Here is a 22,874-nt window from a genome sequence, read left to right on the forward strand (position 1 = left end):
CCGGGATGGTGTGGTGCCGTGAGGTGCCGTCCCCGGGAGGATAGTGAACGATCGCTCTGTTCCGACGTCCCCCCGGGCCCCGGAAGCGCTTTGGCGAATTCCGGCGACCCGGCGGCCGACGGTCGCGCAACGGACGCGGTCAAACGTTCGGCGCGGCAAGCCGGTTGAGCCTTGGCGCCGACGAGCCCGCAGGCGTGACGGCACCGGCCGCCGCGTGCTGCCAGAGCCGCTGGAGCCGCCGCCGCAGCTCCTCCGGAGCGACCGGGCCGGCGCCGCCCAGGCGGACGATCCCCCGCCGCAGCGCCGCCGATCCGGCCACCAGGCAGTGCGCCAGCGTCTCCAGATCGACCTCGTCCAGAACCGGCGCGGCGCCCGCGGACACGTCGTCCGCAGGCACGGCGGACCGTTCCCGGGCCAGCCGGTCACGCAGTTCGGGCCCCCAGGCCGCATGCCAGTCGCCCGCCGATCCCGGCTGCTCCCAACTGAGCCGAGCGGCTGCCCGCACACTCGGCTCCTCGTCCAGCAGCCGGGTGAGCAGGTCGATCAATCCACCTACACCCGGGTCGGGTCGGCGACCGCCACCGGCTGCCCCCGGCACCGCGGCACCGGTGACGGCGGCTCCCTCGGAGCGGACGGCATCCGCCAGCGCGGCCTTGGACGGGAAGTGAAAGGTGAGCGCCCCCAGGGTGACCCCGGCGGTCCGACTTATCCGCGCCAGCGAAGTCCCCTCGTACCCATGCAGGTCGAACTCCGTTGCCGCGGCGTCCAAAAGAGCACGACGGGTCTGCCGGGCACGTTCCTGCCTCATCGCCCGCCGCCGGGAACACGAGAAGTACCGGGTAGCGCCGCCGCGACGACGGCCAGGGAATGCGAGTGGCCCAACCACATGGTGGAGACGCCTCCTTCGGGCGATCCGAGCGCTCCGCTGCGTACCGGAACGATGACACTCCGACGCTACGCCGCCCCCACCCCACCCGCCCGACAACCACCGGATTCCCACCCCACCCGCCCACCAGCCCGGTCGCACCCCTCCACCGCACTCCCCGACCGCAGCACACAACCCGACAACCACCGCCACGGCCGCCACCCCAGCCACCAGAACCCCCCACACCCGCACCACCCGCCCAGCCAGGCCGACCCACCCGGTACGCAGTCGGACATGACCTGCGTTCCGGTAGCCATTCGCCCGGTCCTGCAAGCGAGCAGGACAGTCCGAGGCTCCGGTCACCATCGGGGATCCCTGCGTCCCAGGAGCCTGAGGCCCCGTCACTCAGATGGGCACGCAAAACGCCAGAGGGCCTATCGGATCTCTCCGATAGGCCCTCTGGACTGGGTCGGGGTGGCGGGATTTGAACCCACGGCCTCTTCGTCCCGAACGAAGCGCGCTACCAAGCTGCGCCACACCCCGGTCCTGCTGTTTGTCGCTCCGTCTCCTTCGCGACGAGTAGAACTCTACCGGACGCTCGCCGAGAGACGAAATCCGGTTTCTCGGCGAGCGGGGCGGGTGGGTCAGTGGGGGGTCGGGGTGAGGGTGAGGAGGGTGGCTTCAGGGGGGCAGGCGAAGCGGACGGGGGTGTAGCGGTTGGTGCCGCAGCCGGCCGAGACGTGGAGGTAGGAGCGGCGGCCGCCGGCCTGGTGGGTGGAGAGGCCCTTGACCCGCTTGGCGTCGAGGTCGCAGTTGGTGACCAGGGCGCCGTAGAAGGGGATGCAGAGCTGGCCGCCGTGGGTGTGGCCGGCCAGGATCAGCGGGTAGCGGTCGGCGGTGAAGGCGTCGAGGACCCGCAGGTACGGGGCGTGCACGACGGCGAGGGAGAGGTCCGCGTCGGGGGAGGGGCCGCCGGTGACCTCGCTGTAGCGGTCGCGGCGGATGTGCGGATCGTCCAGGCCGGTGAACTCCAGGTCGAGTCCGGCGACGGTGAGGCGGCCCCGGGTGTTGGTGAGGTCGAGCCAGCCGGCGGCGTCGAAGGCGTCGCGCAGCTTCTCCCAGGGGTTGTGGACGGCGCCGGTGATGCCGTGGCGGGCGCTGCCGTCGGCGTTGTTCATGCCGTGGCTGCCGGTGCGCATCGCCTGGAGGTAGCGGGCGGGGTTCCGGCGGGCGGGGCCGTAGTAGTCGTTGGACCCGAAGACGTAGACGCCGGGGAAGTCCATCAGCGGCCCGAGCGCGTCCAGGGTGGCGGGGACGCCGTCCGGGTCGGAGAGGTTGTCGCCGGTGTTGACCACCAGGTCGGGCCGGAGGCCGGCGAGGCTCTGCAGCCAGCGCTGCTTCCTGCCCTGGCCGCTCACCATGTGGATGTCGGAGACCTGCAGTACCCGGATGGGTCGGGCGCCTCGGGGGAGGACCGGGACCTCGACCCGGCGGAGGCGGAAGGAACGGACCTCGTACCCAACGGAGTAGGCGAGGCAGGCGGCGCCGGTGGCGGCGATTCCGAGGGGAACGGAGTACAGCGGTCGCATCGGTCCATGCTCTCAGACGGCGGATCAGCAGGTGAACTGTCGGGGTGCGCCCGGGGACACGTCCGGTCACCCCTCGGGTCGTTCGCGCCGGGCGCGCAGGGCCCGGACCTTGTGGCGGTTGCCGCAGCGTTCCATCGAGCACCAGCGCCGTCGGCCCGGCCGGGAGGTGTCGACGAAGAGCAGTCGGCAGTCGTCGGCGCCGCATTCGCGGATCCGGTCCGCGTGCGGGCCGGTGAACAGGGCGATGGCGTCCCGGGCGAGGGTGGAGGCGAGCTGGTCGCCGTCACCGGGGAGGGGTGGCGCCGCGGTGCCGTCGAGGGCGATCTGCGGGGCGAGCGGCGGGCGGGCGGCGGCCCGGTTGAGCACCGTGCGGTCGTCGGGGTCGGAAGGGGTGCGACCACCGCTCGCGCGGGCCGCGGTGAGGCGCCAGAGGGCGTCCCGCAGGGTGCGGACGGCGGCCAGCTGGTCGTCACTGATCCGGACGCTGCCGGGTGGCAGGCCGAGCCGGGACTGTCCGAGCCACTCCAGCAGGTCGGACGGCCGGTGCAGGATCTCGTACCGGGTGTAGTGGCCGGGGCCGCCGGTGGGCAGCAGTTCCAGGCAGAGCGTGCCGGGGTCGAAGTGGAAGCGAGTCCCGCCGGGGGAGTGCAGGACCAGACCCGGGCTTCGCTCATCCGTCATGTAACCACTTTAAGAGGTTATCGATGACTGGAGAAGGGGCGGGGCGAAGCGGGCGGAGTTAATGGTGCGCGTCGGAACGTGGCAGGTGGGAGACTCGGGGCCATGACGACGCTCAAGGAGCAGCTGCACCAGGACCTGACGGCTGCCATCAGGGACCGGGACGAGCTGCGCTCGTCCACCATCCGGCTCACGCTGGCGGCCGTCACCAGTGAGGAGGTGGCGGGGAAGACGAAGCGCGAGCTCTCCGACGCCGAGGTGCTCAAGGTGATCGGCCGGGAGGCGAAGAAGCGCCGGGAGGCCGCGGAGGCGTTCGAGAACGCCGGCCGGGCCGAGCAGGCCGCCCGTGAGGTGTCCGAGGGCGAGGTGCTGGCCGGTTACCTGCCGAAGCAGCTGTCCGACGACGAGCTGACGGCCATCGTGGCCGCCGCCGTGGCCGAGAGCGGCGCGGTCGGGCCGCAGGGCATGGGCGCCGTGATGAAGCTGGTGCGGCCGAAGGTCGACGGCCTGGCCGAGGGCGGCCGGGTGGCCGCCGCGGTGAAGTCCGCCCTCGCCGGCTGAGCGGTCCCCGGACCCGAGAAACTGCGCGGAACGGCAAGGCGCGTAACGGCAAAGCGAAGAACGGCAGGCGGGGAACCGCAAGGCGGGGAACCACAAGGCGAAGAACACGGCAGGACCAAGAGGGGCGCCCCCCGAGCGAGAAGCTCGGGGGGCGCCCCTCTTGGTCCTGCCGAAGCCCGTGGGCCGTCCGCTCAGTGGCGGCCGCGCCCGTTCCCGCCGTTCCCGCCGTCGCCGCCGTTCCCGCCGATGACCCCCGGCGGGAAGGTGAACCCGCCGCCGATCAAGCCGCCGGCGTTGGTGCCGGGGTTCGGGTTGCCCGCCGCCGGGGGCGGCGGGTTGCCGCCCGCGTTCGGGTCGCCGCCCGGGTTGGGCGCGGCCGGGGGGGTCGCGCCCGGGGTGGCGTTCGGGTCCGGCTTGGGGGCCGGGTCCGGGATGTCGATGGTCTGGAAGGTCTCCTTCGGGGAGCCCTTCAGCGCGCCGTCCATGGCCATCTTCCAGATCGGGCCGGGGCCGGTGGCACCGAAGACGCCGTCGGCACCGAAGTAGGTGTCACCGATCTTCATGTTCTTCATCTCGACGCCGCCGGTGGGGCCGCCGATCCAGACCGAGGTGGCGAGCTGCGGGGTGTAGCCGCTGAACCAGGCGGCCTTCTTCTTGTCGGTGGTACCGGTCTTGCCGGCGATCTGGCGGCCGTCCTCCAGGCCGAGGGTGGCGCCGGTGCCCTTCTCGGTCACATTGAGCAGGACGGTGTTCAGCGCGTCGGCGGTCTGCTCGGAGAAGGCCTGGGTGCAGGTGGTCTGCGGGACCTTGACCTCCTTGCCGTCGACCGTGGAGATCTTGTTGATCGCGATCGGCGTGCAGTGCTTGCCGCGGGCGGCGAAGGTCGCGTAGACGTTCGCCATGGTCAGCGGCGACATCTCCTTGGTGCCCAGGGTGATCGAGGGCACGACCTCCAGCTTGGCGCCGGAGGCGGTGGTGGTGATGTTGAGCTTGTCGAGCATCTGCTTGACGGGGCAGAGCCCCATCTCCTGCTCCATCTGAACGAAGTAGGTGTTGACCGAGAGGGCCATCGCCTGCTTCAGCTCGTAGGGGCCGATCTCGCTCTTGCTCTCGTTCGGGACGTAGCGCTCGTTGCCCTTGTAGGTGTTCTTCCAGGTGCCTTCGCAGGTCTTCATCGTCGGCCACTCGATGCGGTTCTCGGACGGGTACGGCTTGGTGGGCGCCATCCCGTTCTCGAGCGCGGCCGCGGCGATGATCGGCTTGAACGTCGAACCGGGCTGGAAGCCGTTGCCGCCGCCCATCGCCGCGTCGACGTTGAGGTTGACGACGGTCTGGTTCTTGGACGGCTCCAGGCCGTACGGGCGGGTCTGGGCCATCGCCAGGATCTTGCCGGTGCCCGGCTCCATCATGGTCGCGGCGGCCGACACCGGGTCGGTGACCTTGACCCTGCCGGTGACCGCGGCCTGGGCGGCGGCCTGCTTGTCCGGGTCGAGGGTGGTGTAGATGTTCAGGCCGCCCTGGTCCCAGAACTTCTTCCGCTCGGCGGCGTTCTTGCCGAAGGCCGGGTCCTGCTTGACCACGTGCCGGACGTAGTCGCAGAAGAAACCCATGCCCGCCTGGGCGGTGATGCAGCCGTTCTGCGGGTCCTTGTACTTCAGGCCCAGCGGGGCGGCCTTGGCCTCCTTGGCCTGGTCCGCGGTGGCGTGCTTGTTCTCGACCATCTTGTCGATCACGGTGTTGCGCCGCTTCACCGCGTTGTCCGGGAAGCGCACCGGGTCGTACTGCGACGGGTTCTGCACCAGGCCGGCCAGGGTGGCGGCCTCGGCGATGGTGAGGTCCTTGTTGCTCTTGCTGAAGTACCGCTGGGAGGCGGCCTCGATCCCGTACGCCTGGTGACCGTAGAAGGTGATGTTCAGGTAGTTGGTGAGGATCTGGTCCTTGGTCAGATCCTCCTCCAGCTTGATCGCGACCTTCAGCTCCTGGATCTTGCGGCCCAGGGTCTTGCGCTGGGCCTCCAGGACGGCGGCCTGGTCGTCGCCGGCCTTCTCGACGTTGACGTTCTTCACGTACTGCTGGGTCAGCGTCGAGGCGCCCTGGGACGCGGTGCCGCTCTCCGCGTTCTTGCTGATCGCGCGGAGCACGCCCTTGAGGTCGACGGCGCCGTGGTCGTAGAAGCGGGCGTCCTCGATGTCGACCTGCGCCTGCCGCATGTACGGGGACATCTGGTCGGCGGTGAGGACGGTGCGGTCGCGCTCGTAGACCTTGGCGATCAGTCCGCCCTTGGCGTCGAAGATCTGGGTCGCCTGGGTGAGCGGCGGCGTCCTGAAGTCGTCCGGGATGTTGGAGAAGCCCTCCGCCGTGTTCTTGGCGGTCAGGCCGAGCGCGCCGACGGCGGGCAGGGCCATGCCCGCCAGCAGTACGCCGGACAGCACGCTGACCCCCAGGAACTTCACTCCGTGTCCCGCATAGTCGAGCGGTGACCCGCGGCGCTTGCCGCGCGGAGCTCCGGTGTTGCCTGGGGGCTGGGGTGCCTGGGGGCGCTTCGGTGCCATGGGGAGAACCCTACGTTGCCGAATGCCGCACACCGGGGCAGGTGTTCGCCTAGGCTTGTCACAAGCTTGCGACAGCTTCGCTGCGTCAGCATCGATCACTCTTGTGAGTGATGAGATTTGCCCGAATTATCTACCTTCGCGGTGTTTTTGAGGCAGCTGATGGCGGCTGCACCCCTGTGTCCGGTAGCTCTGCGTGACGGTCCGCGTGGCGAGAGTGGTGAACGTGGCCCTGGCAATGCTTGCGACCTGCGATCACTCCAACGAGTGAGCTGATCGCCACCCATAGTCCAATTGGGTCATTCGAGATTGAGCCCGAAGGGGCTGTTGCAAGCTGTCGTTCTTCCGTAACGTCCTCAACTGGCAACGGTGAATATGCCGTTGCCGCCGTGGGGGAGCCTCGATTCGGGAGAGGACGGCGCCGGCATGGGCTGGGTAGACGACTGGAGTGCGCAGGCCGCCTGCCGCACGAGTGATCCGGACGAACTGTTCGTCCAGGGGGCGGCGCAGAATCGCGCCAAGGCGGTGTGCAGCGGGTGCCCCGTGCGCACGGAGTGCCTGGCGGACGCCCTGGACAACCGGGTGGAGTTCGGGGTCTGGGGCGGGATGACCGAGCGCGAGCGCCGGGCGCTGCTGCGCCGTCGGCCGACGGTGATCTCGTGGCGGCGGCTGCTGGAGACGGCTCGCACCGAGTACGAGACCTCGCTGGCCACCGGCGTGATACTGACGGACTACGCCCAGGCGGGCTGAGTCATCGCCGCACGGGCTTCGGCCGTGCGGAGCACAACTGGGGCGCACAGTCCGGGTCGGGGGGCTCGGGTCGGGGGGCTCGGGTCCGGAGGTCCGCGTCGACAGCCCGGGCCGCGCCGGTGCGACCACCCAATCCGAGCGGCAGCCCGGGCCGGTGCGACCACCCGCGCCGGAGCGGTAACCCGGACCGGCCCCGCTCACGGGCCGGCTGGACGGGTTCAGTCCGCGGACCCGCCGAGCCGCTCGCCGATCGTCCGCAGTCCTTCCAGGTCATGGACGTCCCCGGGCAGCGCGGCGACCTCGACGATCGGCACGTCCGGGTACACCGAGACGAAGCGGTCACGGGTCCGTCGCTCGCGCCCCATCACCTGCATCCGTTCGGCGTGCAGTCGCAGCAGCCCGGCCGCCAGCAGCTCGGCGTCCGGCGAGACCTGCTCCGAACCGTTCTCCTCCAGCGCCTCGGCCGCGGCCAGCGCCCGCTCGGCGGTGAGCTGCGGGGCGCCGGTCCCGTGCACCCGGTTGAGGACCAGTCCGGCCAGCGGCATCCGGTCGGCGGCCAGCCGGTCGACGAAGTACGCCGCCTCGCGCAGCGCGTCCCGCTCCGGGGCGGCCACCACCAGGAACGCCGTGCCCGGCGCCTGGAGCAGCTGGTAGGTGCGGTCGGCCCGTTCCCGGAAGCCGCCGAACATCGAGTCCGTCGCGCTGACGAAGGTCTGGACGTCCGTCAGCAGCTGGGCGCCGAAGATCTTCCCGAGGGTGCCGGTGAGCAGGCCCATCCCGGCGTTCAGGAACTTCATCGCGGACCGCCCGCCGACCTTGGCCGGGGCGGTCAGGATCCGGATCACCTTGCCGTCGAGGAAGGACCCGAGCCGGTTCGGCGCGTCCAGGAAGTCCAGCGCGGACCGGGACGGCGGGGTGTCGACGATGATGAGGTCCCACTCCTCGGCCGCCCGCAGCTGGCCGAGCTTCTCCATCGCCATGTACTCCTGCGTGCCCGCGAAGCCGGCCGACAGGGACTGGTAGAACGGGTTCTCCATGATCGCGCGAGCCCGCTCGGGGTCGGCGTGGGCCAGCACGACCTCGTCGAAGGTCCGCTTCATGTCGAGCATCATGGCCTGGAGCTCGCCGTCGCCGGTGACGCCCTTGACGATCCGCGGGGTGTTGTCGAGCTCGGTCAGACCCATCGACTGCGCCAGCCGCCGGGCCGGATCGATGGTCAGGACGACGACCTTGCGGCCGCGCTCGGCGGCCCGCAGGCCGAGCGCCGCCGCGGTGGTGGTCTTGCCCACGCCGCCGGAGCCGCAGCAGACGATGATCCGGGTCTTCGGATTGTCGATCAGCTCGTCCACGGCGAGCCGGCTGCCGCCGACTGCCGCGCCGCCCTGTCCGGTGGTGCCGGTCCGCCCGCTCACGCTGCCCCCTGACGCTTCAGTTCGCCCGCCAGCCGGTAGAGCGTGCCGAGGTCCACACCCTCGCCCAGCAGTGGAAGTTCGTACGTCGGGAGCTTCAGGTGCTGCAGGTCGGCGCGCCGGGCGCGCTCCAGCTCCACCCGCTCGGCGTGCTCCCTGGCCTGTTCCAGCAGTGGATCGATCAGCGGTTCGACCGCAGCCCGGACGGTCTCCGGCTTGCGCGAGCGGCCCCCGAGACCCGCCTCGCCGAGGGCCAGCGCGACCTCCTCGCGGTGGTCGCCGTCGACCGCGGCCACCGCGGCCGCGTCCAGCAGCGGAGGCCGGACCATGTTGACCAGCACCCCGCCCACCGGCAGACCGGCCTCGCGCAGCTCGGCGATGCCGTCGACGGTCTCCTGGACCGGCATCTCCTCCAACAGGGTGACCAGGTGCACGGCGGTCTCCGGCGACTTCAGCACCCGCATCACGGCCTGCGCCTGGCTGTGGATCGGCCCTATCCGAGCCAGCCCGGCCACCTCGGAGTTGACGTTCAGGAACCGGGTGATCCGGCCGGTCGGCGGTGCGTCCATCACCACCGCGTCATAGGTCCGCCGTCCGTCCGGGCCCTTGCGGCGGGCGGCCTCGCAGGCCTTGCCGGTCAGCAGCACGTCCCGGACGCCGGGGGCGATGGTGGTCGCGAAGTCGACGAACCCGACCTTCTGCAGCGCCTTCCCGGCCCGGCCGAGCTTGTAGAACATGTCGAGGTACTCGAGCAGGGCCTGCTCGGTGTCGATGGCGAGCGCGTGCAGCTCACCGCTCACCGAGCCGCCTGCCGAGCCGCCGGCCGCGCCGCTCACCGAGCCGCCTGCCGCGCCGCCGGCCGGCCCGCTCGCGGGCAGGCCCAGCTGGGCCGGGGTGACCGTGGCGATCCGGCGTTCCTCGTAGGGGAGTGCCGCGATGCCGAACAGCTCGGCGATGCCCTGCCGGCCCTCCACCTCGATCAGCAGGGTCCGGCGGCCGTCGGCGGCGAGCGCCAGTGCCAGCGCCGCGGCCACGGTGGTCTTCCCGGTCCCGCCCTTGCCGCTGACCACGTGCAGCCGTACGCCCTCCCAGTCGGGATCGCGCCGGGCCGCCTGGCCGGGGGTGCGTGCCACGCTCCGTCTCCGTCCGTCTCCGAGGGCCGGCACCACGCAGGTGCCCTCCCGCGAGGGTAACCAGGGACCGCACCGGATGCCGGGACTACCCGGGGCGCCGGACCCGAATCATGCCCGCTTTGTGGGCCACCTCACACGCAGGAGCGCGCCCGGACGCGGACCGGGGCCGATCGCCGGGACGGAACGTCTAGAGTCTGGCCATGACCAAGTGGGAATACATGACGGCACCTCTGCTGGTGCACGCCACCAAGCAGATCCTGGACAACTTCGGCCACGACGGCTGGGAGCTCGTCCAGGTCGTACCGGGTCCGAACCCGGAGCAGCTGGTGGCCTACTTCAAGCGGGAGAAGCAGGCATGAGCAAGGTCGAGGAGAAGCTGGCCGAACTGGGTCTGACCCTGCCGCCGGTGGCCGCCCCGGTCGCCGCCTACGTGCCCGCGCTGCGTACCGGTGACTTCGTCTTCACCTCCGGCCAGCTGCCGATGGTGGCGGGCAAGCTCCCGAGCACCGGCAAGGTCGGCGCCGAGGTCACCCCGGAGGAGGCCAAGGAGCTCGCGCAGATCTGCGCGCTGAACGCCCTGGCCGCGGTCAAGTCGGTGATCGGTGACCTCGACCTGGTCGAGCAGGTCGTCAAGGTCGTCGGCTTCGTCGCCTCCGCCCCCGACTTCACCGGCCAGCCGGGCGTGATCAACGGCACGAGCGAGCTGCTCGGCAAGGTCCTCGGCGACGCGGGCGTGCACGCCCGCAGCGCGGTCGGCGTCACCGTGCTGCCGCTGGACGCCCCGGTCGAGGTCGAGATCCAGGTCCGCGTCCGCGCCGGAGCCTGACCTACCGCACCTACCGCACCCGCGGCCGGACGCCCTCATGGCGCCGGACGCCCTCAACGCGCTCGACACCCTCGACACCCTCGGGCGCGCTGGACACCCTCAACGCGCCCGACGCCCTGAACGCGCCGGACGCCCTCGACGCCCCGCCCGCCCCGGACCCGCACGGAGTCCGGGGCGGACGTGTGTCCGGGCGACGACGCCCTCCCGGCCCGCGAGGGGACGGTCTGTCGGAGACGGTCCGCCCAACGGATCACCCCTGTCCAAGCCCACCCCCGGGCGCTTAGCATCCGGGCATGGACCAGCGAGCAACGACGCTCCCGATGCCCCCCGGCTGGCCCGCCCGGATCAGGGCGGCCGACGCCGGAGAGCTGACCCCGCCCGTGCCCAGGCAGTCCGCCACCGTGGTGCTGCTCCGGGACACCGGGACGGACGCCGGACCGGAGGCGTACCTGCTGCGGCGGCGGACGTCGATGGCCTTCGCGGCCGGGATGTACGCCTACCCGGGCGGCGGGGTCGACCGGCGGGACGCGGAGGCCGAACTCGGCTGGGCCGGTCCCGGCCCGCAGGAGTGGGCCGAACGGCTCGGCGTGGACGCCCGGACCGCGCAGGCAGTGGTCTGCGCCGCCGTCCGGGAGACCTTCGAGGAGGCCGGCGTCCTGCTGGCCGGTCCGGACGCGGACAGCGTCGCCGAGCCCCGGGACTGGACCGCCGAGCGCGCCGCCCTGGAGGCCCACGAGCTCTCCTTCGCCGACTTCCTGCGCGACCACGGGCTGCTGCTCCGCAGCGACCTGTTGGCCGGCTGGGCCCGGTGGATCACCCCGGCCTTCGAGGAGCGCCGGTACGACACCTGGTTCTTCGTCGCGGCCCTGCCGACTGGGCAGCGTGCCGCCCGCGAGGTCGGCGAGGCGGACCGGGTCGCCTGGCTCACCCCGGCCGAGGCCGTCCGAGGCTACGAGGAGGGCCGGTTCGGGATGCTGCCGCCGACCGTCACCGTGCTGCGCGAGCTGCTGCCGGTGCGCAGCGCCGCCGAGGCGCTGGGGGCGGCGGCGGGCCGTTCACTGGAGCCGGTGCTCGGCCGGGCCGAGGTGCGCGGGGAGCGTCTGACCGTCCGCTGGCCGGGGTACGACGAACTGACGATCGACGGTACGTTCCCCGTGGAACGCGTCGGCTGACCGCGCCTCACCCGTTCCCGTTCCACCCCTGGTCCGACCCGACCGTTCCCGTTCCGTCCCTGCTCCACCCCCGAGTGATCCGTACGAGAAAGGACCGACGCCCGATGACCCACAACGATGTGGCTCGCCGGACGGCACCCGAGATGCCCGCCCGCCGCCTGAACCCCCGTCGCCCGGCCTGCGAGAGCGACTCCGTCAGCTTCGCCGAGGTGGCCCAGCGCGCCCTCACCCGGGCACTGCCGCTCCGGGCGTTGCACCGCGTGACCGAGGACCGCCGGTGAGCGGACTCCTGCCGGGCGACCCCGCCGCCGGGATCGGCGGCGAGGCCACCCCCCGTGCGCTCTGCGTGCTGGCGCCGAACCCCTCCCCGATGACGCTGGACGGCACCAACACCTGGCTGCTGTCCGAGCCGGACTCGGACCTCGCGGTGGTGATCGACCCGGGCCCGCTGCACGAGGGCCATCTGCGCCGGGTGATCGAGACCGCCGAGCAGCGGGGCAAGCGGGTGGTGCTCACCCTGCTCACCCACGGGCACGCCGACCACTCCGAGGGAGCGGCCCGGTTCGCCGAACTGACCGGCAGCGAGGTCCGCGCGCTGGACCCGGCGCACCGGCTCGGCTCGGAGGGGCTCACGGACGGGCAGCGGTTGGACGTCGGCGGCCTCGACCTGCGGGTGGTCGGTACCCCCGGCCACACCTCGGACTCGCTCACGTTCCACCTGCCGGCGGACGGCGCGATCCTCACCGGCGACACCGTCCTCGGGCGGGGCACCACGATGGTCGCGCACCCGGACGGCAGGCTCGGCGACTACCTGGACACGCTGCGGCACCTGCACGGCATGGCCGCCGAGCACGGCGTCCGGACGGTGCTGCCGGGGCACGGGCCGGTGCTCGCGGACGCGCTCGGCGCGGTGGACTACTACCTGGCCCACCGGGCCGGCCGGCTGGCCCAGGTCGAGACCGCCGTCGAGGCCGGCTGCCGGACGGCGGCCGAGGTGGTGGCACGGGTCTACGCGGACGTGGACCGCGCGCTGTGGCCGGCGGCCGAGCTGTCGGTCCTCGCCCAGCTCCAGTACCTCAGGGATCACGGGCTCATCCCGGAGTGACCACCCGCCGGACCGGACCCGCCGAATCCGTAGGACCAAGTAGGACCAGTAGAACCAGTAGAACCGGTAGGACCGGTCGCGACTGGCGAAGGGCCCGTACGCCGGAGCGTACGGGCCCTTCGCACGGACTCGGGGAGCGCGGACTACCGCGAGCGGCGGGAGAGCCGCTCGACGTCCATCAGCACGACCGCGCGGGCCTCCAGCTTGAGCCAGCCGCGGCCGGCGAAGTCGGCGAGCGCCTTGTTGACCGTCTCGCGGGAGGCGCCGACCAGCTGGGCCAGCTCCTCCTGGGTGAGGTCGTGGGCGACGTGGATGCCCTCCTCCGACTGCACGCCGAAGCGGCGGGAGAGGTCCAGCAGAGCCTTGGCGACGCGCCCGGGCACGTCGGAGAAGACCAGGTCGGACATCACGTCGTTGGTCCGGCGCAGGCGGCGGGCGATGGCGCGCAGCAGTGCGATCGAGACCTCGGGGCGTGCGTGCAGCCAGGGCTGGAGGTCGCCGTGGCCGAGGCCCAGCAGCTTGACCTCGGTCAGCGCGCTCGCGGTGGCGGTGCGCGGGCCCGGGTCGAACAGCGACAGCTCGCCGATCATCTCGCTGGGGCCGAGGACGGCGAGCATGTTCTCGCGGCCGTCCGGCGAGGCCCGGTGCAGCTTGACCTTGCCCTCGGCGACGACGTACAGCCGGTCGCCGGGGTCGCCCTCGTGGAACAGCGACTCGCCGCGGGCGAGCGTCACCTCGGTCATGGAAGCGCGCAGCTCGCCGGCCTGTTCGTCGTCGAGTGCCGCGAAGAGTGCGGCGCGCCGCAGAACGTCGTCCACGTGCTTCCTCCTTCTCGGCCGGCCGGCCGTCAAGCCCTCCGGCACAAGTTCGTACAGTGCTCTGCATCACCAAGCATGGCGCATGTCGCTCCGATCATATGAGGAGGGGGTGTGCCGAGGTGTGCTGCGCGGGGCCATTCGTACCGTCGGAACCATCCCGGCCCCCGCTCCCGGGCAGCTCGGGGGCCGGTGCGGAGGCCGGTTCGGGGACCTCCTCCGGGACCGGTTCGGAAGCCGTCGGGCGGTCGCCGGAGGCTCACCCGACCCGGCCGACCGTGTCCGCCCCCCGGCCGACCGTGTCCGCCGCCCGGCCGTCCGCGTCCGCCGCGAGCAGGGCGTCGGCGACGGCGGTGCGCGCGTGCAGGACGGCGTGCCCGGCCCGCTGCGCGCTGGTCAGCCCGGCCGCGCGCAGGGCGGTGAGGTGCTGGGAGGTGCCGGCGGTGGAGAGCCCGGTCCGCCGGGCCAGCTCGGTGGTGGAGGCCGGCGCGTCCAGTTCGGCGAGCAGCCGGGCCCGGGAGCGCCCGAGGACGGCGGCGAGCGCCTCGGCGGGGTCGGCGACCGCCCCGGACTCCCACAGGGTGGCGACGCCACGCGCCGGGTAGGCGAGCTGCGGCGGCTCCGGCGGCAGCGTCCGGGTCAGCACCCGGGGCCAGGCGAACACCGAGGGCACCAGGACCAGCCCAGCCCCGGCGTCCAGCCGCTGGACCGCGCAGTGCCGCTGCTCCAGCCGTAGCGCGCCGCCGTCCCAGCGGACCGTTTCGTGGAGGTCGTCGAGGACGTGGGCGCTGCCGTGCCCGGCGGCCTGCCGGGCACGGTGCAGCACGTCCGCGTCCAGCAGCGCGCGGATCCGGGCCCAGTGCGGTTGCAGCGCGAACTCCCAGTACGCCTCGATGTCGGCCGCCAGGAGGGGCAGCCCGCCGTCCGGGTCGCGGTGCAGGGGCTCGAGGACGGCGGGCAGCCGGCCGCCGCGTTCGGCGGCCAGGATGCCGAGATCGGCCCGCACCCGGTCGGGCGGGGTCGCGGCGATCGCGGCCAGTTCCTCGGCGAGCGTGGGAGCGGCGCCGGCGGGGACCGGGGTGAGGAAGTCCGGCAGGTGGCCGGCGGCCGGGACCAGCGCGGCCAGCCGCCGTAGGGCGGGCCCGGCGGCCTCCGCCGCCCGACGGACCTGCGCGGCCCACGGCCGGTGCAGGGTGGGCACGGCCCGGTGGGCCAGCACCCGGAGGCTGGTCACCACCTCCCACATGGGGGAGACGGCGAACCTGGTCCGTGCCAGGTCGTCCGTCGAGAACGCGAGTTCGGTCCGCATCGGTGCCCGCCCACTTTCCCGCTCCGGCCCAGGATTCGGCCTCAGCTTAATCACTGGAGTGCGCCTGCCGACCGGCCGCAGGATGTCGACGGCGGGCAACCGCCACCGCCGCCAGGGCTCCTCCCGAACCCCTCGCCCGCCGGCTGTCCGTCCCGCTGCCCCTCCCGAACCGAAAGCCGGTGACCCACATGTCCACCTCCTCCCCGCTCCCGCCGTCCACCCTCCGCGCGCGGGCCGAGCGGCTGAGGGCGCTGGTCGCGGACGGCGTGCTCGTCCTGCCGAACGCCTGGGACGCCGGGAGCGCCGCCGTCATCGCCTCGGCCGGCGCCGCCGCGATCGCCACCACCAGTGGCGGCGTCTCCTGGTCGCTGGGCCGGGGCGACGGCCAGCGCCTCGACCGCGCGACGGCCGTCGAGGCCGCCCGCCGGGTCGCCGCCGCCGTCGACCTGCCGGTCACGGTGGACGCCGAGGGCGGCTACGGGCCCTCGCCGGACGATGTCGCCGAGACGGTCCGGGCCCTGGTGGGGGCGGGCGCGGCGGGGGTCAACCTGGAGGACTCGGCCGCGCCCGGCGGCCCGCTGTTCGCGGTGGAGGAGCAGGCCGGACGGCTGCGCGCCGCGCGGTCGGCGGCGGAGGCGGCGGGCCTGCCGGAGCTGCTGGTCAACGCCCGGACGGATGTCTTCCTGTTCGGGCTGGGCGGGCTCGACGACGTGCTCGTCCGGGCCGAGGCGTACGCGGCGGCGGGTGCGGACGGCCTCTTCGTGCCCGGTCTGCTGGACCTCGACGCGCTGGCCGCGCTCTGCGCCCGTTCGCCGCTGCCGGTCAACGCGATGGCCGTGGCCGGCGGGCCGGGCGTCGCCGAACTCGCGGCCGCCGGGGTGCGCCGGATCAGTGTGGGCACCGCGCTGACCCAGTTCGCCTACACCGCCGCCCGCCGGGCGGCCGCCGAACTGCTCGGCCCCGGCACCCTGACGGAGCCGGACGGCGCGCTCGGCTACGGCGACGTCGACGCGCTGTTCCGGGGCTGACACCCCTTCATTCCCCGTCAGTACCCGTCCGTGCCAGTCCTTCCTCGTCCGGTCCTCGTCCGGTCCTCACCGGTGGTCCTGGCCGATCCGCCGCAGGAGCACGGCCGTCCGGCGTAGCCTTCACGCATGGCAGAGAGCAAGGTCCGGACGACCGCGTCTGCGGGGAAGCCGGTGGGGAAGGCAGGCGGGCCGCCCAAGCCCGAATCGCGGCTGGCGATGGTGCGGCGGGCGCGGAGGATCAACCGGGAGCTGGCGGAGCTGTACCCGTACGCGCACCCGGAGCTGGACTTCGACAACCCGTTCCAACTGCTGGTGGCCACCGTGCTGTCGGCGCAGACCACCGACCTGCGGGTGAACCAGACGACGCCGGCGCTGTTCGCCAAGTACCCCTCACCGGAGGACATGGCGGCGGCGAACCCGGCGGAGCTGGAGGAGATCATCCGGCCGACCGGGTTCTTCCGGAACAAGGCGAAGTCCCTGATCGGCCTCTCGATCGCGCTGCGCGACGAGTTCGACGGCGAGGTCCCCGGCCGGCTGGCGGACCTGGTCACCCTCCCCGGGGTCGGCCGCAAGACCGCCAACGTCGTCCTCGGCAACGCGTTCGGCGTCCCCGGGATCACCGTGGACACCCACTTCGGCCGCCTCGCCCGCCGGTTCGGGTGGACGACCGACGAGGACCCCGTGAAGGTCGAGGCGGCGGTCGCGGAGATCTTCCCGAAGTCCGAGTGGACGATGCTCTCGCACCGCGTGGTCTTCCACGGCCGGCGGATCTGCCACTCCCGGAAGCCGGCCTGCGGTGCCTGCCCGATCGCACCGCTCTGCCCCTCGTACGGCGAAGGCGAGACCGATCCCGAGAAGGCGAAGAAGCTGCTCAAGTACGAGATGGGCGGGCAGCCGGGCCAGCGGCTGCGTCCGCCCGCGGACTTCCCCGGCGAGGCCGGCGCCCGCGCGGACGCCGCCGCCCACCACGGCGAGGTCGCCGACCTGGCGGTGGCCGAGTGAGCGACCGGGGGATGGTGCGGGGGGTCGAGCGGGACGCGCTGCCGACCTGGCTGGAACCGGTCCGGGACGCCGCCGAGCGGGTGCTGCCCGAGCAGCTCAGCCGCTTCCTGCCGCCGGACGACGGCGGCCGCGCGGCCGCCGTGCTGATGCTCTTCGGTGAGGGCGCGTCCGGTCCGGACCTGCTGCTGATCGAACGGGCCCGCTCGCTGCGCTCGCACGCCGGCCAGCCCTCCTTCCCCGGCGGTGCGCTGGACCCGGAGGACGGCGACCCGGCCGGGCCCGGCCCGGTGGCGGCGGCGCTGCGCGAGGCCTGGGAGGAGACCGGCCTGGACCCGGACGGGGTCCAGGTGTTCGCGACCCTGCCCGCGCTGTACATCCCGGTCAGCCGGTTCGTGGTGACGCCGGTGCTCGGCTGGTGGCGCGAGGAGTCGCCGGTCCGGCCGGTGGACCTGGGGGAGACCGGCGCGGTGTTCCGGGTGCCGATCGACGAGCTGACCGATCCGGCGAACCGGGCCAGGCTGCGGCACCCGTCCGGCCACATGGGGCCGGCCTTCGCGGTCGGCGGCCGTCTGGTCTGGGGCTTCACCGCCGGGGTGATCGACCGGGTGCTGCACCACAGCGGGCTGGAGCGGCCGTGGGACACCGACCGGATCGTCGAGCTCTCGGACGAGGCGCTGGAGCTGGTGCAGGGCGACCGCGAGCGTTCCCGGGCGGTGCTCGGCCGCGACGCCGGGTCGTAGTGGACCGGACGGCGGGCGGATTCGACGATCGCCCGCCCGGCGGGGTGGTCCGTCGTGGGAGGGTGTCCGGGTGAATGTCCTGGATGTGCTGTTGATCGCCGCCGCGATCGGATTCGCCGTGTCGGGCTACCGGCAGGGTTTCGTGGTCGGCGTGCTGTCGGTCCTCGGCTTCCTGGGCGGCGGACTGCTCGCCGTCCAACTGCTGCCGCTGCTGCTCGACCACCTCAGCCCCGGGACGACCGCCTCGGTGATCGCGGTGGTGGTGGTGATCGTGCTGGCGGCGATCGGCCAGGCGATCACCACCCACTTCGGCTGGAAGCTGCGCGGCCACATCGACCGCCGCCCGGCCCGGGCGCTGGACGCCGCCGGCGGCGCCGTGGTCAATGTGATCTCGATGCTGCTGGTGGCCTGGCTGATCGGCTCCGCGCTGGCCGGGACGTCCCTGCCGACCGTCTCCAAGCAGGTCCGCACCTCGGCGATCCTGGGCGGGGTCCAGGACACCCTGCCCTCCGACGCGCCCAACTGGTTCTCGGACTTCTCCAAGGTGCTCGCCCGCAACGGCTTCCCGCAGGTGTTCAACCCCTTCGAGCACGAGCCGATCACCCAGGTCGACATCCCCGATCCGACGCTGGCCGGCAGCCCCGCGGTGGCGAAGGCCCGGCAGAGCCTGGTCAAGGTCGTCGGCACCGCCACCTCCTGCGGCAAGACGCTGGAGGGCAGCGGCTTCGTCTACGCCCCGCACCGGGTGATGACCAACGCCCACGTGGTCGGCGGGGTCAACGAGCCGACCGTGCAGATCGGCGGGGTCGGCCAGCTGTACGACGCGACGGTGGTCCGCTACGACTGGCAGCGCGACATCGCGATCCTCGACGTGCCCAAGCTGAACGCGCCGGCCCTCGCCTTCGCCGGCGAGGCGAAGACCAACGACAGCGCGATCGTGGCGGGCTTCCCGGAGAACGGCGCCTTCAACGTCCAGCCGGCCCGTATCCGCGGCCGGATCCAGGCGAACGGACCGGACATCTACCACCGCGGCCAGGTGGTCCGCGACGTCTACTCGGTGCGCTCGCTGGTGCGCCAGGGCAACAGCGGCGGGCCGCTGCTCACCCCGGACGGCCAGGTGTACGGGATGGTGTTCGCCAAGTCGCTGGACAGCGCGGACACCGGGTACGTGCTGACCGCGGCCGAGGTGCGCGAGGACGCCGAGCAGGGCAGCGTGGCCTCGGGCCGGGCGGACACCCAGGGCTGCGCGCTCTGACCCGCCGGGCCGCCGCCGGGCCGCCGTTCCGTCGGCTCGTGCCGCCGGCGTGCCGGCTCGTGGGGCCGGCGGCGGGCCGGCGAGTCCGCGGGTGCGTGGACGTGGACGTGGACGTGGGCCGATCAGTTGTCGCGGCGGAGCCGGGCGCCCACCCAGCGGGCGCGCCGGCCGAGGATGCGCGGAATACCGAGCCGGTCCTGCGTCGCGCGGGGGTGGCCGTCCGTGCCGTCGAAGCCGCCGTCGTACCCACTGTCGTAGCCGTTGTCGTAACCGCGGTTCTCGGCCCACTCGGAACGGTGGGCGGAACGCTGCGAGCTGTCGCTGTGCTGTCGGCCGCGCGGGGCGCTGCCGCGATCGGGCATCCAGGTCATACCGCAATGGATGCCCCTGGGCCGACGGGGGTAACCGCCCGTCCGGCCACCAACGTGGCCTATGCGCTTGTCATATGTGCGTCAGGTGAAGGGAGTTGGGACCTTGGACCCGGTTCCCCCGATCGGGTGCCGGGACCTTCTGCCCCGGTCCCGAGGCCCCCACACCCCTCAGTCCTTGTGCCGGCCGATCCAGTCCAGCAGCTCGGCCGTGAACTGCTCCGGCGCCTCCTCGTGCGGGAAGTGCCCGATCCCCGGCAGCAGCCGCCAGCGGTACGGCGCGGCGACGTACTCGCCGCCGCCCAGCGCGGTGTGGGACAGGAGCACCGGGTCCGCCGCCCCCTGGATGTGCAGGGTCGGCGCGGTGATCGGCTTCTTCATCCGGCGGGCGAACTGGATGCCGTCCGGCCGGGCCATCGAGCGCAGCAGCCACCGGTACGGCTCGATCGAGCAGTGCGCGGTGCTGGGGATCCGGATCGCCTCCCGGTACGCGGCCACCGCCGCGCGGTCCAGCTGGTTGCGCCCGGTCCAGGCGTCCAGGTAGCGGCCGACCAGCGCGGCGTCGTCGGCGACCAGGCGGCGCTCCGGTATCCACGGCCGCTGGAATCCCAGGATGTGCTCGAAGGCGGCCATCTGCCGCCGGTCGGTCAGCAGCGCCCGGCGGAGGTCCCGGGGGTGCGCGGCGGAGACCACGGTGAGGCTCTGGAGCACCGAGGGCCGCATCACGGCCGCCACCCAGGACAGGGTGCCGCCGGAGGCGTGGCCGACCAGGTGTGCCCGGTTCTCGCCGAGGGAGCGGATCACCCCGGTGATGTCCAGCGCGAGGTTGCCCGGGTCGTAGCCGCGGGGGGTGCGGTCGCTGCCGCCGATGCCGCGCAGGTCCAGGGCGACGGCCCGGTAGCCGGCCTCGGCGAGCGCGGTCAGCTGGTAGCGCCAGGCCCACCAGTACTCGGGCCAGCCGTGGACCAGCAGGACCAGCGGGCCCTTGCCGAGTTCGGCGATGTGGAAGCGGGCGCCGTTGGCGGCGAGGTCGCGGTGGGTCCAGGGTCCGGCCTGCCGGACGTCCCAGGTGGCCGGAGGCGTGCCCTGGGCGTCGCCGCCGTCACCGTGGGCGGTGTCGCCGGAGTCGGTGACGGTGCCGCCGTTACCGTGGGCGGTGTCGCCGGAACCGGCGGACGGCTGTGCGGGCACGGGCTTCTGGTCGAGCGACATACCGAGAGCGTGTCACATCCGCGGGCCGGACACGCGCCCGGCACTCGCACTCGGGCCGTTCGGGCCCGCTGAGCGCCGGTCGCGTGTCCGCGGCCCCGGGCCGGGCCTACTGGATGCGGCCCAGGGCGCGGTCGATCTCCTCCTTGGTGGCGGGACGCGGCCGCGCGTTCTTCAGGACGTCGGCGGTCTTCTGCGCGCCCTCGATGGTGCGGACCGGCTTCTCGATCTTCTTGAACGAACGCAGCGCCAGCAGGCCCAGCAGTACGGCCAGCAGCAGGTACGCACCGGCCACGACCAGGAACGACCAGCCGAGCGTGAGGCCCAGCGCGTGGATGCCGAACGCCGCGGCGGCGCTGAGCATCGGGACGGCGGCCAGGGCCACCACACCGGCGACAGTCAGCGAGACGCCGCCGGAGACGCCACGCTTGACGTCGGCGCGGATCTCGGCCTTGGCGAGCGCGATCTCGTCGTGTACCAGGGCGGACAGGTCGGCGGTGGCCGCGGCGAACAGCTGCCCCACCGAACGCTCGCCCTCATAGGGCGCCCGGCCGTTGCTGGACGGGTCTGCGGCTCCTGCGGGCATCAGCGGTTCTCCTCTTCGGCCGTGCGGCGAGTGACGCCGCCGCACGGTGCGGCTCCCCGGTGGTTCCCGGGTACCAGGACGGGCCCGGTGGCGTCGATGGACTGTCGACAGTTCAGAATCATGCCCCTACCGGAGGAGCGGACACCACTCCGGGGGGCCCGGCGAGGGACGTGTTCCGGGCAGGTCCGCCTCGGGCCGGACTCAATGCGGGCGGTTCGGGCCCTCGTCGGCCGGGCGCGCGCCCTGTTGCGGCGGGCCCGGCCGGCCCTGCTGCCCGGCCGTGCGCGCCTGCCAGGCCGGGTCGTCCAACTGGTAGACGTCCGGGATGCCGTCGCCGTCGATGTCGCGGTCCTCCTCCTCGCACAGCTCGCGGTAGTGCCGGTTGCGCACCTTCAGCAGCACGGTGGCGATCAGCGCGCAGAGCAGCGAACCGACCAGGACGGCCGCCTTGGCCCGGTCGGCGAGGGCCGGGTCGTCGGGGAAGGCCAGTTCGCTGATCAGGAGCGAGACCGTGAAGCCGATGCCGGCCAGCACCGAGACGGCGAACATGTCCGCCCACTTGAGTTGCGGGTTCAGCTCGGCGCGGGTGAAGCGCGCGGCCAGACGGGTGCCGCCGAAGATGCCCACGGTCTTGCCGACCAGCAGGCCGAGCACGATGCCGAGCGGGGCCGCCTGGGTGAACACCTCGCGCAGTGCCGGTCCGGAGATCGTCACCCCGGCGGCGAACAGCGCGAAGACCGGTACGGCGATCCCGGCCGAGACCGGGCGGATCAGGTGCTCGATGTGCTCGCCGGGGGAGGACTTCTCGTCGCCCTCCCGGTGGCAGCGGAGCAGCAGGCCCATCGCGACGCCCGCCACCGTGGCGTGCACGCCGCTCTCGTGCATCAGTGCCCAGATCACGAAGGCGAGCGGTACGAACAGGTACCAGCCGTGGACCCCGCGCCGGTGCAGGAACCAGAACAGCACCAGCCCGGCGAAGGCCAGCCCGAGCGCCCAGAACTTGATGCCGGAGCTGTAGAAGACCGCGATGATCAGGATCGCGATCAGGTCGTCCACCACCGCGAGGGTGAGCAGGAAGGCGCGCAGCGCCGAGGGCAGGTGGCTGCCGACCACGGCGAGTACGCCGAGCGCGAAGGCGATGTCGGTGGCGGTCGGGATGGCCCAGCCGTTCGGATGCCCGCCGGAGCCCGCGTTGGCCACCGCGAACACGATCGCGGGCAGCGCGACGCCGCAGACGGCCGCTATGACGGGGAGGATCGCGGCGCTGGGGCTGCGCAGTTCGCCCGCCACGAACTCGCGCTTGAGCTCGATTCCGGCCACGAAGAAGAAGATCGTCAGCAGTCCGTCCTTCGCCCACGCGTCCAGACTGAGATCCAGGTGGAGCGGGGCGGAGGGGCCGACGGTGTAGTCCAGGACGGACTGGTAGGCAGCCGGCCAGACATTGGCCCAGATCAGTGCGACGACCGAGGCGAGGAGCAGCAGCACGCCGCCGACGGTCTCGGTGCGCAGCGCGTCCGTGATGTAGGTGCGCTCGGGAAGGGACAGCCTGCCGAGGAGCTGGCGGCGTCGGGTCGTCGGCTCGTGGACGGGCGGCTGGCTGGCCACGCGCGGCCTCCTGGGGGCGGGGACGGGTGTACGGAGATGCACCGGTGGTGCATGCCGACCAGACTTCCCGGCTCGCCCTGACGCGAGTCTTGATGCGTCGTTGACAGTATAACGGGAACGACAGGGCGACATCTGGATTGTCATACTTCAGGACTTAAGCCTTGGTGGCCTGTTGTGCACCCGTCCGCAGGGTTGATCGGCACCCGAACGGAGTCGGCGGCATGCAGACGGGTGAACGGCTCCCTATCGTCGGTCGCAGGGCCCGGCCGAGGTCGGAGCCCCGGGCCGGGGGCTTTCCCCGGTCCCCACCTTCGCGCTGT

Annotated in this window: 23 protein-coding genes and 1 tRNA gene; 11 read left to right on the forward strand and 13 right to left on the reverse strand. The window is 72.9% G+C overall.

Annotated features, from left to right (window positions below; all coding sequences use genetic code 11):
- Window positions 1-139: 139 nt before the first annotated feature.
- The 4 genes from SM793_RS20470 to SM793_RS20485 all read right to left on the reverse strand — a co-directional run bounded on the left by SM793_RS20470 (window position 140) and on the right by SM793_RS20485 (window position 3,135).
- Window positions 140-769: a helix-turn-helix domain-containing protein gene (locus tag SM793_RS20470; RefSeq protein WP_320439677.1), complete on the reverse strand. Its 630-nt coding sequence runs from the start codon at window positions 767-769 to the stop codon at window positions 140-142.
- Between the two features lie 565 nt (window positions 770-1,334).
- A tRNA-Pro gene (locus SM793_RS20475) sits at window positions 1,335-1,408 on the reverse strand.
- A 101-nt stretch (window positions 1,409-1,509) separates the two neighbouring features.
- On the reverse strand, window positions 1,510-2,454 hold the full coding sequence (locus SM793_RS20480; protein WP_320439678.1) for a metallophosphoesterase: 945 nt from the start codon (window positions 2,452-2,454) through the stop codon (window positions 1,510-1,512).
- A gap of 66 nt (window positions 2,455-2,520) precedes the next feature.
- Complete coding sequence (locus SM793_RS20485) at window positions 2,521-3,135, reverse strand: CGNR zinc finger domain-containing protein (protein WP_320439679.1); 615 nt, start codon at window positions 3,133-3,135, stop codon at window positions 2,521-2,523.
- Window positions 3,136-3,237: 102 nt separating this feature from the next.
- On the opposite strand from SM793_RS20485, the gene SM793_RS20490 reads away from it, so the two are divergent.
- Window positions 3,238-3,693 carry a GatB/YqeY domain-containing protein gene (locus SM793_RS20490; protein ID WP_320439680.1) on the forward strand — a complete coding sequence of 152 codons (456 nt, stop codon included), beginning with the start codon at window positions 3,238-3,240 and terminating at the stop codon, window positions 3,691-3,693.
- Between the two features lie 191 nt (window positions 3,694-3,884).
- On the opposite strand, the gene SM793_RS20495 is transcribed toward SM793_RS20490, so the two are convergent.
- Window positions 3,885-6,146 (reverse strand): transglycosylase domain-containing protein, encoded by a 2,262-nt coding sequence (locus SM793_RS20495; protein ID WP_320439681.1) that lies wholly within the window; start codon window positions 6,144-6,146, stop codon window positions 3,885-3,887.
- A gap of 522 nt (window positions 6,147-6,668) precedes the next feature.
- On the opposite strand from SM793_RS20495, the gene SM793_RS20500 reads away from it, so the two are divergent.
- Window positions 6,669-6,992, forward strand: coding sequence for a WhiB family transcriptional regulator (locus SM793_RS20500; protein ID WP_037779213.1), 324 nt, complete (start codon window positions 6,669-6,671; stop codon window positions 6,990-6,992).
- 218 nt (window positions 6,993-7,210) lie between these two features.
- Here SM793_RS20500 and SM793_RS20505 read toward each other — a convergent pair whose 3' ends face one another.
- Both SM793_RS20505 and SM793_RS20510 read right to left on the reverse strand, forming a co-directional pair.
- On the reverse strand, window positions 7,211-8,404 hold the full coding sequence (locus tag SM793_RS20505; RefSeq protein ID WP_413815997.1) for an ArsA family ATPase: 1,194 nt from the start codon (window positions 8,402-8,404) through the stop codon (window positions 7,211-7,213).
- A complete protein-coding gene (locus SM793_RS20510) occupies window positions 8,401-9,534 on the reverse strand; it encodes an ArsA-related P-loop ATPase (RefSeq protein WP_320439682.1) in 1,134 nt (377 codons plus the stop codon). The genes SM793_RS20505 and SM793_RS20510 overlap by 4 nt, the downstream gene beginning before the upstream one ends.
- Before the next feature lie 200 nt (window positions 9,535-9,734).
- On the opposite strand from SM793_RS20510, the gene SM793_RS20515 reads away from it, so the two are divergent.
- The 5 genes from SM793_RS20515 (at window position 9,735) to SM793_RS20535 (ending at window position 12,637) form a co-directional block, all read left to right on the forward strand.
- A complete protein-coding gene (locus SM793_RS20515) occupies window positions 9,735-9,893 on the forward strand; it encodes a DUF4177 domain-containing protein (protein ID WP_093860985.1) in 159 nt (52 codons plus the stop codon).
- Window positions 9,890-10,360 (forward strand): RidA family protein, encoded by a 471-nt coding sequence (locus SM793_RS20520; protein ID WP_030392643.1) that lies wholly within the window; start codon window positions 9,890-9,892, stop codon window positions 10,358-10,360. Before SM793_RS20515 ends, SM793_RS20520 begins: the two co-directional genes overlap by 4 nt.
- 293 nt (window positions 10,361-10,653) lie before the next feature.
- Window positions 10,654-11,532 carry an NUDIX hydrolase gene (locus tag SM793_RS20525; protein ID WP_320439683.1) on the forward strand — a complete coding sequence of 293 codons (879 nt, stop codon included), beginning with the start codon at window positions 10,654-10,656 and terminating at the stop codon, window positions 11,530-11,532.
- A 104-nt stretch (window positions 11,533-11,636) separates the two neighbouring features.
- Window positions 11,637-11,813, forward strand: a complete 177-nt coding sequence (locus tag SM793_RS20530; RefSeq protein WP_320439684.1) for a hypothetical protein — start codon at window positions 11,637-11,639, stop codon at window positions 11,811-11,813.
- On the forward strand, window positions 11,810-12,637 hold the full coding sequence (locus tag SM793_RS20535) for an MBL fold metallo-hydrolase (RefSeq protein WP_320439685.1): 828 nt from the start codon (window positions 11,810-11,812) through the stop codon (window positions 12,635-12,637). Before SM793_RS20530 ends, SM793_RS20535 begins: the two co-directional genes overlap by 4 nt.
- Before the next feature lie 143 nt (window positions 12,638-12,780).
- Here SM793_RS20535 and SM793_RS20540 read toward each other — a convergent pair whose 3' ends face one another.
- Window positions 12,781-13,455, reverse strand: coding sequence for a Crp/Fnr family transcriptional regulator (locus SM793_RS20540; RefSeq protein ID WP_030240972.1), 675 nt, complete (start codon window positions 13,453-13,455; stop codon window positions 12,781-12,783).
- 256 nt (window positions 13,456-13,711) lie between these two features.
- The gene (locus tag SM793_RS20545) at window positions 13,712-14,761 is read right to left on the reverse strand and encodes an ArsR/SmtB family transcription factor (protein ID WP_320439686.1); all 1,050 of its coding nucleotides are present in this window, start codon (window positions 14,759-14,761) and stop codon (window positions 13,712-13,714) included.
- Window positions 14,762-14,949: 188 nt separating this feature from the next.
- Between SM793_RS20545 and SM793_RS20550 the strand changes: the two genes are divergently transcribed.
- The 4 genes from SM793_RS20550 to SM793_RS20565 all read left to right on the forward strand — a co-directional run bounded on the left by SM793_RS20550 (window position 14,950) and on the right by SM793_RS20565 (window position 18,786).
- Complete coding sequence (locus SM793_RS20550) at window positions 14,950-15,789, forward strand: isocitrate lyase/phosphoenolpyruvate mutase family protein (protein ID WP_320439687.1); 840 nt, start codon at window positions 14,950-14,952, stop codon at window positions 15,787-15,789.
- Between the two features lie 126 nt (window positions 15,790-15,915).
- Window positions 15,916-16,791, forward strand: a complete 876-nt coding sequence (gene nth / locus SM793_RS20555) for an endonuclease III (RefSeq protein ID WP_413815998.1) — start codon at window positions 15,916-15,918, stop codon at window positions 16,789-16,791.
- A gap of 11 nt (window positions 16,792-16,802) precedes the next feature.
- Complete coding sequence (locus SM793_RS20560) at window positions 16,803-17,531, forward strand: CoA pyrophosphatase (protein WP_320439719.1); 729 nt, start codon at window positions 16,803-16,805, stop codon at window positions 17,529-17,531.
- 70 nt (window positions 17,532-17,601) lie between these two features.
- Entirely contained in the window at window positions 17,602-18,786 is a 1,185-nt protein-coding gene (locus SM793_RS20565) for a MarP family serine protease (RefSeq protein WP_320439688.1), read from the forward strand.
- Window positions 18,787-18,908: 122 nt separating this feature from the next.
- On the opposite strand, the gene SM793_RS20570 is transcribed toward SM793_RS20565, so the two are convergent.
- From SM793_RS20570 to nhaA, 4 genes are all read right to left on the reverse strand, one after another.
- Entirely contained in the window at window positions 18,909-19,157 is a 249-nt protein-coding gene (locus SM793_RS20570) for a hypothetical protein (protein ID WP_320439689.1), read from the reverse strand.
- 168 nt (window positions 19,158-19,325) lie between these two features.
- Entirely contained in the window at window positions 19,326-20,366 is a 1,041-nt protein-coding gene (locus tag SM793_RS20575) for an alpha/beta hydrolase (RefSeq protein ID WP_320439690.1), read from the reverse strand.
- A gap of 106 nt (window positions 20,367-20,472) precedes the next feature.
- Window positions 20,473-20,949, reverse strand: coding sequence for a phage holin family protein (locus tag SM793_RS20580; RefSeq protein WP_320439691.1), 477 nt, complete (start codon window positions 20,947-20,949; stop codon window positions 20,473-20,475).
- A 201-nt stretch (window positions 20,950-21,150) separates the two neighbouring features.
- A complete protein-coding gene (gene nhaA, locus SM793_RS20585; protein ID WP_320439692.1) occupies window positions 21,151-22,554 on the reverse strand; it encodes a Na+/H+ antiporter NhaA in 1,404 nt (467 codons plus the stop codon).
- Window positions 22,555-22,874: the final 320 nt, after the last annotated feature.

Source organism: Kitasatospora purpeofusca, from assembly GCF_034043715.1.
GTDB classification, from domain to species: domain Bacteria; phylum Actinomycetota; class Actinomycetes; order Streptomycetales; family Streptomycetaceae; genus Kitasatospora; species Kitasatospora purpeofusca_A.